The organism is Geobacillus sp. CAMR5420, assembly GCF_000691465.1.
Lineage (GTDB): Bacteria > Bacillota > Bacilli > Bacillales > Anoxybacillaceae > Geobacillus > Geobacillus thermoleovorans.
Genome location: NZ_JHUS01000054.1, coordinates 98,488 through 115,636, shown reverse-complemented (window position 1 = coordinate 115,636; position 17,149 = coordinate 98,488). Strand labels below are relative to the sequence as shown.

General features: G+C 54.0%; 13 protein-coding genes and 1 other annotated feature. Of the genes, 9 read left to right on the top strand and 4 right to left on the bottom strand.

Going from position 1 to position 17,149, the window contains the following annotated elements:
* From hemC to ysxE, 6 genes are all read left to right on the top strand, one after another.
* Complete coding sequence (gene hemC / locus DI44_RS03860) at nucleotides 1-933, top strand: hydroxymethylbilane synthase (protein ID WP_033025938.1); 933 nt, start codon at nucleotides 1-3, stop codon at nucleotides 931-933.
* Nucleotides 930-1,700, top strand: a complete 771-nt coding sequence (locus tag DI44_RS03865) for a uroporphyrinogen-III synthase (RefSeq protein ID WP_033020289.1) — start codon at nucleotides 930-932, stop codon at nucleotides 1,698-1,700. Before hemC ends, DI44_RS03865 begins: the two co-directional genes overlap by 4 nt.
* Nucleotides 1,701-2,675: a porphobilinogen synthase gene (hemB, locus tag DI44_RS03870; RefSeq protein WP_033025936.1), complete on the top strand. Its 975-nt coding sequence runs from the start codon at nucleotides 1,701-1,703 to the stop codon at nucleotides 2,673-2,675.
* 16 nt (nucleotides 2,676-2,691) lie between these two features.
* On the top strand, nucleotides 2,692-3,981 hold the full coding sequence (hemL, locus tag DI44_RS03875) for a glutamate-1-semialdehyde 2,1-aminomutase (RefSeq protein ID WP_033025934.1): 1,290 nt from the start codon (nucleotides 2,692-2,694) through the stop codon (nucleotides 3,979-3,981).
* Nucleotides 3,982-4,099: 118 nt separating this feature from the next.
* The gene (spoVID, locus tag DI44_RS03880; protein WP_033025933.1) at nucleotides 4,100-5,152 is read left to right on the top strand and encodes a stage VI sporulation protein D; all 1,053 of its coding nucleotides are present in this window, start codon (nucleotides 4,100-4,102) and stop codon (nucleotides 5,150-5,152) included.
* 43 nt (nucleotides 5,153-5,195) lie between these two features.
* Nucleotides 5,196-6,227: a spore coat protein YsxE gene (gene ysxE / locus DI44_RS03885; protein WP_033025932.1), complete on the top strand. Its 1,032-nt coding sequence runs from the start codon at nucleotides 5,196-5,198 to the stop codon at nucleotides 6,225-6,227.
* A 38-nt stretch (nucleotides 6,228-6,265) separates the two neighbouring features.
* On the opposite strand, the gene DI44_RS03890 is transcribed toward ysxE, so the two are convergent.
* The gene (locus DI44_RS03890) at nucleotides 6,266-6,454 is read right to left on the bottom strand and encodes a hypothetical protein (protein ID WP_011232115.1); all 189 of its coding nucleotides are present in this window, start codon (nucleotides 6,452-6,454) and stop codon (nucleotides 6,266-6,268) included.
* A 139-nt stretch (nucleotides 6,455-6,593) separates the two neighbouring features.
* Nucleotides 6,594-6,829 (top strand) — a binding site (T-box leader).
* Nucleotides 6,830-6,929: 100 nt separating this feature from the next.
* On the opposite strand from DI44_RS03890, the gene DI44_RS03895 reads away from it, so the two are divergent.
* The 3 genes from DI44_RS03895 to DI44_RS03905 all read left to right on the top strand — a co-directional run bounded on the left by DI44_RS03895 (nucleotide 6,930) and on the right by DI44_RS03905 (nucleotide 14,057).
* Complete coding sequence (locus DI44_RS03895) at nucleotides 6,930-9,572, top strand: valine--tRNA ligase (protein WP_033025931.1); 2,643 nt, start codon at nucleotides 6,930-6,932, stop codon at nucleotides 9,570-9,572.
* A gap of 216 nt (nucleotides 9,573-9,788) precedes the next feature.
* Entirely contained in the window at nucleotides 9,789-11,081 is a 1,293-nt protein-coding gene (locus DI44_RS03900; RefSeq protein ID WP_033025930.1) for a folylpolyglutamate synthase/dihydrofolate synthase family protein, read from the top strand.
* Between the two features lie 87 nt (nucleotides 11,082-11,168).
* Nucleotides 11,169-14,057, top strand: coding sequence for a VWA domain-containing protein (locus tag DI44_RS03905; RefSeq protein WP_033025929.1), 2,889 nt, complete (start codon nucleotides 11,169-11,171; stop codon nucleotides 14,055-14,057).
* Between the two features lie 66 nt (nucleotides 14,058-14,123).
* On the opposite strand, the gene DI44_RS03910 is transcribed toward DI44_RS03905, so the two are convergent.
* Genes DI44_RS03910 through DI44_RS03920 form a run of 3 tightly spaced genes read right to left on the bottom strand, consistent with a single transcriptional unit; the run spans nucleotide 14,124 to nucleotide 17,043 of the window.
* Nucleotides 14,124-15,845 (bottom strand): hypothetical protein, encoded by a 1,722-nt coding sequence (locus DI44_RS03910; protein WP_033025928.1) that lies wholly within the window; start codon nucleotides 15,843-15,845, stop codon nucleotides 14,124-14,126.
* Nucleotides 15,846-15,857: 12 nt separating this feature from the next.
* The gene (locus DI44_RS03915; RefSeq protein WP_021321852.1) at nucleotides 15,858-16,427 is read right to left on the bottom strand and encodes a prepilin-type N-terminal cleavage/methylation domain-containing protein; all 570 of its coding nucleotides are present in this window, start codon (nucleotides 16,425-16,427) and stop codon (nucleotides 15,858-15,860) included.
* Nucleotides 16,411-17,043, bottom strand: coding sequence for a prepilin-type N-terminal cleavage/methylation domain-containing protein (locus tag DI44_RS03920; RefSeq protein ID WP_021321853.1), 633 nt, complete (start codon nucleotides 17,041-17,043; stop codon nucleotides 16,411-16,413). Before DI44_RS03920 ends, DI44_RS03915 begins: the two co-directional genes overlap by 17 nt.
* Nucleotides 17,044-17,149: the final 106 nt, after the last annotated feature.

Below are 17,149 nucleotides of genomic sequence, written 5' to 3'. Positions count from 1 at the left end.
ATGCGGAACATTGTCGTTGGCTCGCGGCGCAGCAAGCTTGCCTTGACCCAGACGAAGTGGGTGATCAACGAATTGAAACAGCTTGGGGCGCCGTTTACGTTTGAAGTGAAAGAAATCGTCACGAAAGGAGATCGGGTGCTTGATGTTACGCTCTCGAAAGTCGGGGGCAAAGGGTTGTTTGTGAAAGAGATCGAGCATGAATTGCTCGCCGGCGGCATCGATATGGCGGTCCATAGCATGAAAGATATGCCGGCCGTGCTGCCCGAAGGTTTAGTGATCGGCGCGGTTCCGCGCCGCGAAGATGCACGCGATGTGCTTGTCAGCAAAGGAAACCGGATGCTCTCCGACTTGCCGCCTGGGTCGGTCATTGGCACGAGCAGCTTGCGCCGTTCGGCGCAGCTGCTTGCCTATCGCCCGGATTTGACGATCAAATGGATTCGCGGCAATATTGACACAAGGTTGGCGAAGCTCGAAAGCGAAGAGTACGATGCGATCGTGCTGGCGGCGGCGGGTCTTGCGCGCATGGGTTGGGGCGATGACGTCATCAGCGACTATCTTCCTTTTGATGTCTGTGTTCCGGCGGTCGGCCAAGGGGCGCTGGCGATCGAATGCCGGGAGGATGATGACGAATTGCGCGAATGGCTCAGCCGGTTAAACGACGAGCAAACCGAGCGGGCTGTTCGGGCGGAGCGCGCCTTTTTGCAGCAAATGGAAGGCGGCTGTCAAGTGCCGATTGCCGGCTACGCCGAAGCAGACGGCGGTATGGTGCGCCTCACGGCCCTTGTCGCTTCGCCGGATGGAAAAGAAAAGTATAAAGAAATGGTCACGGGCGCCGATCCGGAGGCCGTCGGCCGGCAGGCGGCCGCTGTCTTAATCGAACAAGGGGCGAAAGCGCTTATCGAGCGGGTGAAACAGGAGTTGAGCCAATCATGACACACAGCGCGCTCGCCGGCAAAACGGTGCTCGTGACGCGCGGCAAGGAGCAGGCCGCGTCATTTTCTGCCAAGCTGCGTGCTGTTGGCGCCGTTCCAGTCGAGCTTCCGCTCATTGTCATTCGACCGGCGACGGCGCCGGAAGAAATCGCTTCTATGGTTGAGCGGCTTGGCGAATACCGTTGGCTCGTTTTCACAAGCGCGAACGCCGTCCGCTTCTTTTTTCCGCATGTTTCGTTGCCGCGGCCGCTGCCGGAGATGGCTGTCGTCGGCCGGAAAACAGCGGCGGCGCTCGCCGAGCATGGTCTTTCCCCGGCGCTCGTGCCGGATGATTACACCGCCGAACGGCTGGCTGACTTGCTCATGCCGCGCGTCAAACAAGGCGACCGGGTGCTGTTTGTCAAAGGCAATTTGGCGCGCCCGACCTTGCCTGAGGCGTTGCGAAACGCCGGCGCCGCGGTCGACGAGCTCACGGTGTATGAGACCGCGTCTGACGAAAGCGGCCGGGAGCGGTTGTTGTCGCTGTTGCGCCGGCGGGAGCTTGATGCGGTCACCTTGATGAGCCCGTCGGCGGTTGACAGCCTTGTCCGCCTTCTCGACAAAGAAGCGGATGCCCTTCTTTCCAGTGTTGCGGTCGCCTGCATCGGACCGGTGACGAAAGAAGCGGCCGAGCGGGCGGGCATTCCAGTCCATATTTGTCCGACGGATTACACCACGGATGGTATAATCAAAGCGATGGAACAATATTTTTCCATGGAGGGACGATGAATGGCACTGTCATTTGACCGCCATCGCCGTTTGCGGCAAACGGCTGCGATTCGGGCGATGGTGCGCGAGACGCATCTTCGTGTCGAGGATCTCATTTACCCGCTGTTTGTGGTCGAGGGCAGCGGCATTAAGCGGGAAGTGCCGTCGATGCCAGGGGTTTACCATTTATCGCTTGACCGCTTATCCGAGGAAGTGGACGACATCGCCAAGCTTGGCATTCCCGCCGTCATGGTGTTTGGCGTGCCGAATGAAAAAGATGAAGTCGGTTCGCAGGCGTATTGCGAAACAGGGATTGTTCAGCGGGCGATCCGCCAAATCAAAGCCGAACACCCAGATCTAGTCGTCATTGCTGATACGTGTTTATGTGAATATACGAGCCACGGCCATTGCGGCGTCGTCGAAAACGAGCGTGTGCTGAACGACCCGTCGCTCGAGCTCCTCACCAAAACGGCGGTGAGCCAAGCGCAAGCCGGCGCCGACATCATCGCGCCGTCGAACATGATGGACGGCTTTGTCGCCGCCATTCGCCGTGGGCTTGATGAAGCAGGGTTTGAGTATGTGCCGATCATGTCGTATGCAATCAAATACGCTTCGGCGTTTTACGGCCCGTTCCGTGATGCCGCCGACAGCGCGCCGCAGTTTGGCGACCGGAAGACGTACCAAATGGATCCGGCCAACCGCCTTGAGGCGTTTCGCGAGGCGGAGTCGGATGTCAAAGAAGGCGCTGATTTCTTGATGGTGAAGCCAGCGCTTGCCTACATGGATATTATCCGCGACATCAAAAACCGTTTTCCGCTGCCGCTTGTCGCTTATAACGTGAGCGGCGAGTATGCGATGATCAAGGCGGCGGCGCAAAACGGCTGGATCGATGAGAAGCCGGTTGTCATGGAAATGTTGACAGGGATGAAACGGGCGGGCGCGGATTTGATCATTACGTATTTTGCCAAAGATGTCGCCCGCTGGCTGGCTGAATAGAGAGGAGGGCGGAAGCATGCGAAGCTACGAACGGTCAAAAACCGCTTACGAAGAAGCGGTGAAATTGATGCCGGGCGGGGTGAACAGCCCGGTGCGCGCCTTCAAGTCGGTCGGGATGACGCCGATTTTCATGGCGCGCGGCCAAGGATCGAAAATTTACGATATTGACGGCAATGAGTACATTGATTACGTGCTGTCATGGGGGCCGCTCATTTTAGGGCATGCCCATCCCCAAGTCGTTGAAGCGTTGAAGCGGGTGGCGGAACAAGGGACGAGCTTTGGCGCTCCGACATTGCTTGAAAATGAGCTCGCCAAGCTCGTGATTGAGCGGGTGCCGTCGGTGGAAATCGTGCGGATGGTCAATTCCGGTACGGAGGCGACGATGAGCGCCCTCCGCTTAGCGCGCGGCTATACGAAGCGCAACAAAATCATGAAATTCGAAGGCAGCTACCACGGCCACGGCGATTCGCTGCTCATTAAAGCCGGCTCCGGCGTGGCGACGCTCGGCTTGCCGGACAGCCCGGGCGTTCCGGAATCGGTCGCCCAGCATACGATCACGGTGCCGTACAACGATTTGGACAGCGTCCGCTATGCGTTTGAGCGGTTTGGCGAAGACATCGCCGCGGTGATCGTCGAACCGGTCGCCGGCAACATGGGCGTCGTTCCGCCAGTGCCTGGCTTTTTGGAAGGGTTGCGCGAGGTGACGAAACAATACGGCGCTTTATTGATTTTCGACGAGGTCATGACCGGGTTCCGCGTCGATTACCATTGCGCCCAAGGGTATTACGGCGTTGAGCCGGATTTGACGTGCCTTGGCAAAGTGATCGGCGGCGGCTTGCCGGTCGGGGCGTACGGGGGCAAAGCCGAGATCATGGAGCTTGTCGCGCCGAGCGGACCGGTGTACCAAGCCGGCACGCTCTCCGGCAATCCGCTCGCCATGACGGCCGGGTACGAGACGCTCCGCCAGCTGACGCCGGAAACGTACGAAGAGCTTGGCCGCAAAGCGGCGCGCCTTGCGGATGGGCTTCATCAGGCAGCAGAGAAATACGACATCCCGCATACGATCAACCGCGCTGGGTCGATGATCGGCTTTTTCTTCACGAACGAGCCGGTGGTCAACTACGAGACAGCGAAAACGTCCGACTTGGAGCTGTTTGCCGCCTATTATCGGGAAATGGCGAATGAAGGCATTTTCCTGCCGCCGTCGCAATTTGAAGGGCTGTTTTTGTCGACGGCGCACAGTGATGATGATATTGAATATACGATTGCCGCTGCTGAGCGGGTGTTTGCCCGTCTGCGCGGATAAGGAAAGGGGCTGCCGACCGTCGGCAGCCCAATTTTTTATCATACCGCCTCGTTTCCGTTCATACAATGGATAATGTCATCAAAACCATTTGCCGAAGGGACGGAAGGAGGAGGCCCGGTTGGAGCAATCGTATTTGCGTTTTTCATTGGAAGAATCGGTCTGGTTTAAAAGAGGACAGGAAGTCGCCGAGTTTTTATCCATTTCTCTTGATCCGGTCATTTCCGTCGATGAGTACGACCAATATATTACGATCCGTGGGGCGCTCGAGCTAAACGGTGAATTTCGTCAGGCGGGCGAAGGGCTCGTCGAGGCGGATGACGACGTGTTTGAGCTGGCTGGTTATCGGTTCATTCAGCACATTTCGGTGCGCGAAGACGGGATCAGCGAACTGTCGCACCGTTTTCCAATCGATATTACGATTCCAAAAAACCGCATTCGTTCCCTTGAGGATGTGTACGTGACGGTTGAATCGTTTGATTATGATTTGGATGAAAACGGAAGATTGCTGATCACTGCCGACATTTCGATCAGCGGCATCAGTGAAGCGCCGCTTGGCGATGATTTGCCGGACGATGAGGAGGACGATGAGCCGCTGTTTGCCCCGTTTGAATCGATCGCCCGCAAGGAAGCGGCCGGTGAGGAAGCGTTTGCTTCCGTGGATGATCTCGCCGATGAGGCGGATGAACAGCCGGCTTTGGCCGCCGGCGAAACGACGGTTTCCGTCATGGAGCCAGCCGCCTTGCGTCATGAAGAAACGGGGGCTGAAGAAGAGGAGGCCAAAGAGCCGTTTTTGCCGCTTGAGACGGAAACGAAGGTGGTCAGCGCACAGACGGAGGAAGACATCGCTTCGCTGCTGCCGCCAACTGAGGCGAAGGTATCGATCGGGGCGGCGAAAAAGGCGGTTGAGGAAGAAGAGGAAGAAGAAACGAAAACAAAAAGCGAAAATGCGCTTTACTTGACGAAATTGTTTGCGAAAAGCGAGGCGGAAGAGTTTACGAAACTGAAAATTTGCATCGTCCAGCAAGGAGATTCATTGGACAAGATTGCCGAACGGTATGATGTGACCGTCTCGCAGCTTTTGCGCGCCAATGATTTGGAAAGCCCAGATGACGTGCACGAGGGGCAGCTGCTATATATTCCGGCCATGGCGGGAAGCCGTCCTTTCTCATGAAAGGGACGCTTTCCGTTTCTTTTGCTGATAAGGGGGCGTAACGATGGCCGCACAGTCTGACCGATATGATGCTGTGCTCGTCCAGTATGGGCTTCGACCAGTGCGCATTGAGCAGCGAGGCAAAGCCGTCAAGGTATACACGAACCGCGGCGTTTTTGCTTTAAAGCCGCTCGAAAGCGAGCAAGAAGCCGCCGCCGTTTGGCAGTCTCTTCAGCATGGCGGTCCCCGTTGTCTCCCGCTTTACCTGACGCGGCAGCGGTCGCTGTTTGCCACAGAAGGAGGCCGTCTTTATTATTTGCAAGCCTGGCATCATGGCGAAGCGAGAGCGGATGAGGATGCCGTTCGCTCCTTTTTTCGCGAACTCGCCCGCCTCCATCGCGCCACCGTCCGCACGATCGAGGTGAGTGAGGAAGAGGCGGCGGCGTACCGAAAGCAAAAAAAGGACGAATGGCAACGGGCGCGGACGGTGTGGGAAGAACGGATTGAGCGGTACGAAGCGGCGTGGTACATGTCTCCGTTTCAGCTTCAATGCTGCACATATTTCCATGAGGTGATGCGCGCGTACTCGTTCGCTGAAGAACGGCTCGATGTGTGGGAAGAGACGCTCAAAGAGACGAAGCAATGGCGCATCGCCTGGGTGCACGGCAAAGCGCGCCTCTCCCACTATATCCCGCCGTATTGGATCAGTTGGGAGCGGGCGCATTGGAATTCACCGCTCTTTGATGTGATCGCCGCGCTCCGTTTTCACGTACAGACAATGCCGCCGCTTGGGCGCGAGTGGCTTGAAGGGATGGAGGAGTACGAGAAGGAGCTGCCGCTGTCCGACGGAGAGCGGGCGTTTTTATACAGCCATTTGGCGGAGCCGCGCGGGTTTGTCCGCTGTTTGGAGAGGTATGAGGCCGCTTCGCGGAACGAGCGGAACGAACGGGAATATGTGGCCGCGTTGCAGCGTCGTTATTTGGCGTTCAAAAATACGGAGGCGCTCGTTATGCACCTTGTCCAACGCGACGCCGCGCGGCAGCAGGAAGAAGCGGTGGACAACGAACCGCCGGCGGATGAAAGCAGCAATGGTTAAATGGATGTTGAATGCAGCCCAAACAAAATGGCGTCGCACTAAATCCATTCCAAATGGAGCGCCACGGCAATGAAAACGAAGATGGCCAATAAAATGACATCAAACGTCGTTGGCAGAAAAATGGTGCGGATCGCTTGAAAAATGGTGAGCGGGATGATCACTTGGGCGCAGACGGCGCGCACTTGCCGAAGCCACGGCGGCCACGAATACGGGTTGAATCGCCGCATCGACATTCCCTCCTTCTCCGGTTTACTATACAATATGAAACGTGCGATTGTTTGTCACCAAATGCACACGGATGGAATAAATAAATAAAAACTTGGCAAAGATGATGGACAATGGTAGTATAATAATCGAACAATGATGACAAAAGCGAAGACGGGGAGGAGTACAGCGGTCCGCGCCTGCAGAGAGGGAAATCAGAAGCTGCGAGATTTCCTAGGATGACGGCTGCTGGAAGGTCGCCCTTGAGCTGCTTCTTTGAAAGGCGCTGCTGCCGAGTAGAGGAAGCCGGCATCATGCCGTTATGCCAATGAAGCGCTTAAGCCTTTGGGCTTAAGAAAAAAGGTGGTACCGCGAAAGCAGCTCCTTTCGTCCTTTTTGGATGAAAGGGGCTTTTTTGCTTGCCGGCTGCGCGGCATTGCTCAGTGGGAAGCCGCCGTCGGCCGCATTGTCCATCATGTTGAAGGAGGGAAATGAAACATGGCACAGCACGAAGTGTCGATGCCGCCCAAATACGACCACCGCGCGGTCGAAGCGGGGCGCTACGAATGGTGGCTGAAAGGAAAATTTTTTGAAGCGACCGGTGATCCGAACAAACGACCGTTTACGATCGTCATCCCGCCGCCCAACGTCACCGGCAAACTGCATCTGGGGCACGCGTGGGATACGACGCTGCAAGACATCATTACGCGCATGAAACGGATGCAAGGGTATGACGTTCTGTGGCTTCCGGGAATGGATCACGCCGGCATCGCCACCCAGGCGAAAGTGGAAGAGAAGCTGCGCCAGCAAGGGCTGTCGCGCTACGATTTAGGCCGGGAAAAATTTTTAGAAGAAACGTGGAAGTGGAAGGAAGAATACGCCGGCCATATTCGCAGCCAATGGGCGAAGTTAGGGCTTGGCCTCGATTACACGCGCGAGCGGTTCACGCTCGATGAAGGGCTCTCAAAAGCGGTGCGCGAAGTGTTCGTCTCGCTCTACCGGAAAGGGCTTATTTACCGCGGCGAGTACATCATCAACTGGGACCCGGTGACGAAAACCGCTTTGTCAGACATTGAGGTCGTTTATAAAGAAGTAAAAGGCGCGCTCTACCATTTGCGCTATCCGCTCGCTGACGGCTCCGGCTACATTGAAGTGGCGACGACCCGTCCGGAAACGATGCTCGGCGATACGGCCGTTGCTGTGCACCCCGATGACGAGCGGTACAAGCACTTGATCGGCAAAATGGTAAAACTGCCGATCGTTGGCCGCGAAATTCCGATCATTGCCGACGAATACGTCGATATGGAGTTCGGCTCCGGGGCGGTCAAAATTACGCCGGCGCACGACCCGAACGACTTTGAAATCGGCAACCGCCACAACTTGCCGCGCATTCTTGTCATGAACGAAGACGGCACGATGAATGAAAACGCCATGAAATACCAAGGGCTTGACCGGTTTGAATGCCGGAAGCAGATCGTCCGCGATTTGCAAGAACAAGGCGTCCTCTTTAAAATCGAGGAGCACGTGCACTCAGTCGGTCACAGTGAACGGAGCGGCGCTGTTATCGAGCCGTATTTGTCGACGCAATGGTTTGTGAAAATGAAGCCGCTCGCCGAAGCCGCCATCAAGCTCCAGCAAACCGACGGCAAAGTGCAGTTCGTGCCGGAGCGTTTTGAAAAAACGTATTTGCATTGGCTTGAAAACATCCGCGACTGGTGCATTTCGCGCCAGCTTTGGTGGGGGCATCGCATCCCGGCATGGTACCATAAAGAAACGGGTGAAATTTACGTCGACCATGAACCGCCAAAAGACATTGAAAACTGGGAGCAAGACCCCGACGTGCTTGATACGTGGTTCAGCTCGGCGCTTTGGCCGTTCTCGACAATGGGATGGCCGGATGTGGAATCGTCGGATTACAAGCGCTACTACCCGACTGATGTGCTTGTCACCGGCTATGACATCATTTTCTTCTGGGTGTCGCGCATGATTTTCCAAGGGCTCGAATTCACCGGGAAGCGCCCGTTCAAAGACGTGCTCATCCACGGTCTTGTCCGCGATGCCCAAGGGCGGAAAATGAGCAAATCGCTCGGCAACGGCGTCGATCCGATGGATGTGATCGATCAGTACGGCGCCGATGCGCTCCGTTACTTCTTGGCGACCGGCAGCTCGCCGGGGCAAGACTTGCGCTTCAGCACCGAAAAAGTTGAAGCGACGTGGAATTTTGCCAACAAAATTTGGAACGCCTCGCGCTTTGCCTTGATGAACATGGTCGGCATGACGTACGAGGAGCTTGATTTGAGCGGCGAAAAAACGGTCGCCGACCATTGGATTTTAACGCGCCTCAACGAAACGATCGACACGGTGACGAAGCTTGCTGAGAAATACGAATTCGGCGAAGCGGGGCGCACGCTGTACAACTTTATTTGGGACGACTTGTGCGACTGGTACATTGAAATGGCGAAATTGCCGCTTTACGGTGACGACGAAGCGGCGAAAAAGACGACGCGCTCCGTGTTGGCGTATGTGCTCGACAACACGATGCGCCTGCTTCACCCGTTCATGCCGTTCATTACCGAGGAAATTTGGCAAAACTTGCCGCATGAAGGCGAATCGATCACCGTCGCTCCGTGGCCGCAAGTGCGCCCTGAGCTGTCGAACGAAGAAGCGGCGGAAGAAATGCGGATGCTCGTCGACATCATCCGCGCCGTCCGCAACGTCCGCGCCGAAGTGAACACGCCGCCGAGCAAGCCGATTGCGCTCTATATTAAGGTGAAAGATGAACAAGTGCGGGCGGCGCTCATGAAAAACCGCGCCTATCTTGAGCGGTTCTGCAACCCGAGCGAGCTCTTGATCGATACAAACGTTCCCGCGCCGGACAAAGCGATGACGGCGGTCGTCACCGGCGCCGAGCTCATCATGCCGCTTGAAGGGTTGATCAATATTGAGGAAGAAATTAAGCGGCTTGAAAAAGAGCTTGACAAATGGAACAAAGAAGTCGAGCGCGTCGAAAAGAAACTGGCGAACGAAGGCTTTTTGGCGAAAGCGCCGGCTCATGTCGTCGAAGAAGAGCGGCGCAAGCGGCAAGATTACATGGAAAAACGCGAAGCCGTCAAGGCGCGCCTCGCCGAGCTCAAACGGTAGACAAACGATCTTGCTGTTGATTATGATGAAGACGAATCCGCTTTCCTGTGGATTCGTCTTTTTCGATGGATCATGATGGAAGGTTGGCATATTCTGAGAAAATGTTTGTTGTCAACATATACTCGCTTTCGCCAAGCTTCTCGATGTGTGGCGCATCCGCCGCATGAAGCCGGCAGGGGGCGGCAAGACACTAATGGAAAAAGGAGGATGATGGGCATGGTTCGAACGTATGAAGAAGCGGTCGCTTGGATTCACGGGCGGCTGCGGCTTGGCATGAAACCGGGATTGAAACGGATGGAATGGATGATGGAAAAACTTGGCCACCCGGAACGCCGCGTCCGCGCCGTCCATATCGGGGGAACGAACGGCAAAGGGTCAACGGTCGCCTATTTGCGCTCCATTTTGCAAGCGGCGGGCTATTCGGTCGGCACGTTCACCTCGCCGTATGTCGAGCAGTTTAACGAACGAATCAGCATAAACGGCGAACCGATTCGCGATGAAGAGATCGTGGAGCTTGTGCAAACGATCAAACCGCTTGCGGACGAATTGGAACAGACGGAACTTGGCGGACCGACCGAATTTGAAGTGATCACGGCGATGATGCTTGATTATTTTGGCAAAAAAAACATTCAAGACATCGTGCTCATTGAAGTCGGTCTCGGCGGCCGCTTGGACTCAACCAACATCATTTATCCGCTCCTTTCCGTCATTACGAACGTCAGCTACGATCATATGAACATCTTAGGCGATACGCTCGATCAGATCGCCGCGGAAAAAGCGGGGATCATTAAATCAGGGGTTCCGCTTGTGACAGCGGTCAACGAGTCTGAGGCGTGGGATGTGATCGCCAAGACGGCGGCGGAGCGGAAAGCGAAAACATATCGTCTCGGCGTCGATTTCACCGTTTCCGACCGGCAGGCGACGGCGGAAGGGGAGCAGTTTTCCGTCATGACGCCGTTTGCCGAGTATCCCAATTTGCGCATTTCTATGCCCGGCGCCCATCAAGTCGAAAACGCGGCGGTGGCGGTGATGGCGGCAGAACTATTGCGCCTTGGCTATTCGTTTTTGATCGATCCGGAGCATATCGCCGATGGGCTGGCCACAGCCGCTTGGCCCGGCCGGTTTGAGCGGGTGAGCGACCATCCGCTGATCATCCTCGACGGCGCCCATAACGAAGCGGGCATCCGCGCTCTTGTGGAGACGGTGCGCACCCATTATCCCGACAAACGCGTCCATGTCTTGTTCGCCGCGCTGACAGACAAGCCGCTTGAGCGGATGATTCAACGGCTTGATGAGCTCGCGGATACGATTACGTTTACCACGTTTGATTTTCCGCGCGCGGCAGCGGCGGAACAGTTGGCTGCTCTTTCATCCCATCGGCATAAGGCGACTGTTCATCGTTGGAAGGAGTGGATCGGTGAGCAGAAAACACGTTTGTCGGCTCAAGAAATGTTGCTGATTACGGGGTCTTTGTACTTTATTTCCGAAGTAAAAAAACGGCTTGCGTAAGAAAAATTTGCTATCAACAACGTCTTTGAAATGGTATAATGAAGATAAAGAAAAATAGGCAATTTGTCATGAAACGGGGAGAGGAACATGAGGAAAAGGAGGTTTTTCCAAGCTCTTACAGCGTCGGTCTGGGCATTTTTGCTCATGTTTTGCACAGGTGGGAAGGAGGTTGCCGTTCAAGCCGCTTCTTCCTCTCTGCCATCGCTTCAATTGCAGTTTTCTTCGTCACAATCAGAGTACGCCAAGCCGCCAAACGGCGATGCCCAAGGCCGGCTCGATGTGACGCTCGTTCCACAAGGCGCTGTTTCAGGAATCATCCGCCCGCCGATCGATGTCGTGTTTGTCATGGACGTGTCGGGGTCGATGACGGCAATGAAGCTGCAAAGCGCCAAATCCGCTCTGCAAGCGGCGGTCAACTACTTTAAGTCCAATTACAACCAAAATGACCGCTTTGCTCTTATTCCGTTTTCCGATGGAGTGCGGGAAGCAAGTGTGGTTCCGTTTGGGAAGTACTCGAATGTTGCAAGTCAGCTTGATGCCATTCTCAATACCGGCAACAGCTTGACCGCCGGCGGCGGAACGAACTATTCGGCTGCTTTGTCTCTTGCTAAGTCGTATTTCACGGACCCAACGAGGAAAAAGTATATCATTTTCTTAACGGATGGCATGCCGACGGTGTTGAATACAGTCGATACGATTACGTACCGGGAGGTTAAACCGAAATTTTGGGGCGGATATCAGTATACAGGGAATAGAGTAACCGATTCTCTTTCGGTCACATACGAATTGTACAGCGATGGACGGACTGCCGGTATCCGTTTTACCGACAACAAAGGATATTCTCGCCAATTTTACAGCGACGGGCAAGATTATGTCAATGGATGGCGGGTGTCTTGGGATAACGGCTATTCGTTCACTTACAGCGGCATCGAAGGGAAAATCCGAGCCGATGCCACAGCGGTGGCGAAAACGCTCGGGATGAACAATATCACTCTTTACTCAATCGGCTTCGGCGACAATGATGAAGTCGATATGGACTATTTACGGTCGCTTTCAGCGACTGCCGGCGGCGAGGCGCGGCAAGGAACGACGCAAAATTTGACCGCCTTGTTCCAACAGTTTTCCCAGCTTGCCACCACGCCGGCGATCACCGGAACGATCCGCATCCCGCTTTCGTCGTTTGGCGGCAATGTCGCCGTTGCGGAAAACGGCCAAGTATGGCTGGATGAAAACAAGCAAAACGCGTATATTTCGTTTTCCATCCCATACCAAGTTGGCCAGGGCACACCGGCGCCGGTGACAGTTCCGATTCCCGTGTCATTTAAAGCAAAAGGGACATATACGTTCAATGCTGAACTGACGTATCGGGATGTGTATGGCCAACCACAGCCGGCTGTGACGAAAACGGTGACCGTCACTGTCAAAGATGAAGCGCCGCCGTCGTTTACTGGAACGGTGAAGCTGCAAGGGTTGACCAATGATGTCACGAGCTTAATCAAACGCGGGGCCACCGATGGCGACGACAACCGCTTCCGGGCTACGTATTCGTTGTCGCTTGTCGGGTATGTCGGCAATGCGACCGGGACGATCAGCAATGTGAGCATTGTCCAAGAACTGCCCGATGGCATCTCCGTTGTTCCCGATGACAAAGTCACAACCTATGTGGAGAATGGCAAGCGTTATGCCAAATGGTCTTTCACCAATCAAACGTTCGACTACAGCCAGCTCAACAAACTGACGCTCTCGGCGCAATGGGTGATGCAGGCGGACTTTGCCATGAACAGTGTTCAATTGCCGCCAGCTTCGGTGACATTCACCGACAGCCGTTATGGCGCCCAAACATCGACGCTCGTTCCGCCGGCGGAACGAATCGGCATGACAGTTCGTTTGGATGATTTTCCATACTTTTACTATGAAGGGGATGGAAAGGGTACTATCACAAAACACAAATTTTCTGCTTTATCAGACGACATTGTCGGACAGGCGAATCCCAATTCTAATTCCAATTCATATGGATTATTGCCGTTACCTGTCAAAGCGCTGCAATATGACCCGAATGATGATGGCGTGCTGCTTGTCACGTACAGCAACGGCCAGACGGTACCGGTGTACATTAAACCCCATCTTTCCGTTGTGACAGCCAATGGCGTCGTGCCAAACGGAGCGACGACTTATGAGGCGCCGACCGTTAAAATAACCGGGTTGGTAGCCGGTGAAGGGGTGTCATATCAGTACCAAGCAGTGCGAAATGGGGTGGCATCCGCTTGGACGCCGCTCTCGTCGCCGTATGTTGTTGCCATTTCCAATGACGGTTCCTACACGGTGAATGTGCAGGCGTCAGGAGGATTGACGAGAGGAACGGGTTTAACGAGCGCAGCGTTTACGTATACAAAGCTGATTACAGAACTGAAGCTTGGTTCATATCAGGCGACGATGAATGTCGGAGATACGCAGACGATTCCAGTGACGATCGTTCCGAGCGATGCGACGAACAAAACGTTGGCATGGTCATCGAGCGACAATACGATCGCCGTGGTGCAAAACGAAACCGTGACAGCGCTAAAGCCTGGAACGGTCACCATCACTGTCCGCTCGACAGACGGAGGAAATGCGTCAGCGACGGCAACGATTCGTGTGATTGATCCGTACGTACCGCTTACAGGCATGGCGTTCCGCAATCCGATTCTATACATGAATGTCGGCGATCAACTCGAAGTGGCGCCAGAACTCCGTTTCATTCCGGAAAATGCAACGGACAAGGCGCTTCGCTCTGTTGCAACGTCTGACGATCGGTTTGTCAAGGTGGTTCAAGAAAACGGGAAATGGTATTTGCAAGCGGTTGATGTCGGATATGCCACCATCACGGCGACAGCCAAGGTGAAAGCGCTGGATGGCCGGGATATTCAAGCTGAGGCGACCGTCATTGTCCGATCGCCTTCCACCAACCAAAATGGCGGGAACGGCGGCAAATGGTAGCCATGAATAAAGCGCGGCCTCCCTTTCGGGAGCGCCGCTTTCCGTTTTGAATCAAAAATGCCTCCTTCATTCTACTTCCAATCGGTCGACCACGAGCGAAATGCGATTGACAAAAGGAAGTCCTGTCCCTTGTTCAACAAGCATTTCAGGACGATAGCGGACGACGAGGCGTGAGGATAACGGATCACTTCCTGGCGTAAACCGGTCCGGTTCTCCGTTTTCCCCATTGACTTGACCGCGGAATGCGTTGACGACAAGCCCATTGATGTCTGTGTCTGGAGCTGTTGCTCCGTTTCCGCGGGCGAACAGCCCGCCTTCGATATACAAGTAGGATCCAACGGCATAAATCGTGGCGCTGCTGTCTGTGTAAAAGTATCCTTTCAAATTCGGTGTCGGAATGGTTGGGTTATTGAATTCATTAATACGGGAAATATCGAGCGGACCTTTCGACAGCAACACAACACCTTTGTTGTTTAGCGCCCGTTCGATCCGGCTTTGGTAAATTTTCGTGCTCCCGGTGACGTAGATGCTTGCGTCAAGCCGCAAGTTGCCTGTCAAAGTTAAATCACCGAGGACGATAAAATTTCCGCGTACGCTGACAAATGTACTGGGATTTGTCGGCCCATCAAGGCGAAGATCGCCGTTGACAATGAGCCATTGGTTGACTCCGCTGTTCTGAATATCGACATCTCCTCTCAAAACGCTGTTTCCATCGAGGTAGAGCGGTTTGGTTTTGGACTGCTCTTTGATCACTTCTTCAAGCGTTTTACGTGGATCGTTTGGATCCGGTTGATTCGATTGGATCGAGGTCCATTGATTGGACAACTCTGCCACTAACGTGTGAAGTTGGCTATTTTTGTCCCCGGCTTCTTGAATGGATTCCATTCGCTCAATGTAATCGGATGACGGGGGCAAAATTCCCGATGCTTGCAACAGTTTGTCGGCCACAGTAAGGTCAAAATCGACATCGATAAAATCTTCGTTTTCTTGCCTGATGGTTGGCGCCGGTTCTGGCACATCCGTCGGCCAACGAGGCGCCCAATTGGTCTTCATGCGAAAACGGCCTTGTGATGCTTCCCAGCAACCGGTCGTTTGCCCGCATGCATTCAATTGTCCGTCGTTTGTATACCAAATCGAGGAAGAGGATAAAAGCGGCATGCCGGCGTTAGACGAATTGACGGTCAGCTGTCCGTTTGCCTTCACATAGTTGGTCGCGTTGCTGGCATAGGCGTTTTGCCCTGTGTATACATTCCCGTTTTCGACATAAACCCCGCCGTTGAGGACCACTGTTTCCTTTGAGCCAAGCGCATATTTCAAAAAGCTTGGCGTATTGGTCACAAAGACGAGCCGCTTGACGGTTCGCGTCCGATGGCCGTCATTGAACGTTTTCGTTAAACGAAGGGCGCGAAGAAACACTTGGTTTTTGGGAATATCATATTGCTCGCTTTCATCTTCCATGATCACCCCGTAGCGGTCGCGCAGGCGGCCGGCGATCGTGTCTTCTCCAGGAGACGAGCTGCCAAGCCCGAGAAACTGATCCCATTGGTCAGGCGCAAAAATACGATGGCGGACCAAAAAATTTGGATCCGATAACTCTGCTTTCAGATCGGCGACCGCCTCGTTGACATCCGTCTTCGCCTCATGCAGCGATTGTACGTCATCCACGCGCACGGTGGTGAATTGGGCGTGCTCGACGGCGGTGGTGACAATGGTTAGACCTAGCAATAAAAAGACGGTGATGACCAACAATGTTGTAATCAAACTATATCCTCGCTGATCTCGGCGCATAGGGCCTCCCCCCTAAAAACCGAATTCCGTCTGTAAAGTGAAAGGTTTTATTGAAAGCATCCCGTTGTTATTCCCATCTTTGATCGTTAAGATGATGGTGATAACCCCACTTCGGCAAATTTCTCCGTCTCTGCGCGCGCAACGGAACGAAAAGGAGGAAGAATCGTCCAGCAAAAGGCGTGTGGATGTAATCGCTTCCCCGTCCATCATCAGTTTTCCGTCTTTAATCGAAATGATTCGATGGACCGATTGCGCCGCGGTTTCGCGGGAAACAAGACCGACTTGGTTGTTCGTTTTGAATTGCTCGTTTTTGACAAACGACAGTTGACTAAGCGTTTTGTTTTCTTGGCTCCGATCGGCTTCAAGGCCGTCCGGCGAGAACATGTACAAGGCATTCATGATGCGTGCCACCGCGTAATCCGCCTCGCTCCGCAATTCACTTTCAATGCCGATGTGCTGATAAACGCGAATGCCCGCTAGAAAAACAGTATAGATGGCGCCAATGATCAACATGGAAATGGAAATGGCGGCCAACAGCTCGACAAGCGTCATCCCATCTTGGGTGTTAACGGATCGTCTCATCGGTCACCACTCCTTCCACCCATGTGATGTCGCCGTTTCGTTCTCCCCAACGGACAACGGCGTACAGTTTCGCCATGTAGGTGCCGGCTTCGGAGGAGATCATGTTGTTTCGTTCACGACGGATCTCTTCTTTGAGCCGCTCCGGCAATGACGCAAATTCAGAGGAGGTGAGGAATCCGTCCCATCCTTCTTGATCGCAGCGGATGATGTACACCGTTGTTTCGTATTGAACATCATTGATTGTTGGGGCGAGCTGGGCGGTGCATGATTGTTGAGAGCTTATCGTTTCGCCCTGATTTCCGCTTGGAAACAATAAAGAGGACAAGGCTTCATGGCTGCAGCTGTTTTTCTCTACTTTAAGAAATGAAAGATTGTTCTCTGTCATGTAATTCGATAAGGAAGAAAAGAGAACATTTTTTTCAAAGTACGCCATCGTTCCACGCGCCACGTTGATGGCCACCGTTCGTCGTTCGTTATCGGCTGTATACGTCATAGCGTGGGTGAAAAAGGAAAACAAGCCGATCGCCACCGCAGACAACAGCGTGATGGACAACAATGTCTCGATAAGGGTGAACCCTAAAGTGCGTCGGCAGGAAAAAAAATTCTTGTCCGTCATTGATCACAACCTTCTTTCAAAATATGTAACTTTATTATACAATAAGTAAGAGTCGAATGTTGCAGATTTTTAGTATAAAAGAGGTCTTTTGTCATAGAAGAAACGG

Excerpts from the sequence above, each read along its gene's own strand:
- hemC (WP_033025938.1), top strand. The coding sequence starts at position 1 with ATGCGGAACATTGTCGTTGGCTCGCGGCGCAGCAAGCTTGCCTTGACC.
- DI44_RS03865 (WP_033020289.1), top strand. The coding sequence starts at position 930 with ATGACACACAGCGCGCTCGCCGGCAAAACGGTGCTCGTGACGCGCGGC.
- hemB (WP_033025936.1), top strand. The coding sequence starts at position 1,701 with ATGGCACTGTCATTTGACCGCCATCGCCGTTTGCGGCAAACGGCTGCG.
- hemL (WP_033025934.1), top strand. The coding sequence starts at position 2,692 with ATGCGAAGCTACGAACGGTCAAAAACCGCTTACGAAGAAGCGGTGAAA.
- ysxE (WP_033025932.1), top strand. The coding sequence starts at position 5,196 with ATGGCCGCACAGTCTGACCGATATGATGCTGTGCTCGTCCAGTATGGG.
- DI44_RS03890 (WP_011232115.1), bottom strand. The coding sequence starts at position 6,454 with ATGCGGCGATTCAACCCGTATTCGTGGCCGCCGTGGCTTCGGCAAGTG.
- DI44_RS03895 (WP_033025931.1), top strand. The coding sequence starts at position 6,930 with ATGGCACAGCACGAAGTGTCGATGCCGCCCAAATACGACCACCGCGCG.
- DI44_RS03900 (WP_033025930.1), top strand. The coding sequence starts at position 9,789 with ATGGTTCGAACGTATGAAGAAGCGGTCGCTTGGATTCACGGGCGGCTG.
- DI44_RS03905 (WP_033025929.1), top strand. The coding sequence starts at position 11,169 with ATGAGGAAAAGGAGGTTTTTCCAAGCTCTTACAGCGTCGGTCTGGGCA.
- DI44_RS03910 (WP_033025928.1), bottom strand. The coding sequence starts at position 15,845 with ATGCGCCGAGATCAGCGAGGATATAGTTTGATTACAACATTGTTGGTC.
- DI44_RS03915 (WP_021321852.1), bottom strand. The coding sequence starts at position 16,427 with ATGAGACGATCCGTTAACACCCAAGATGGGATGACGCTTGTCGAGCTG.
- DI44_RS03920 (WP_021321853.1), bottom strand. The coding sequence starts at position 17,043 with ATGACGGACAAGAATTTTTTTTCCTGCCGACGCACTTTAGGGTTCACC.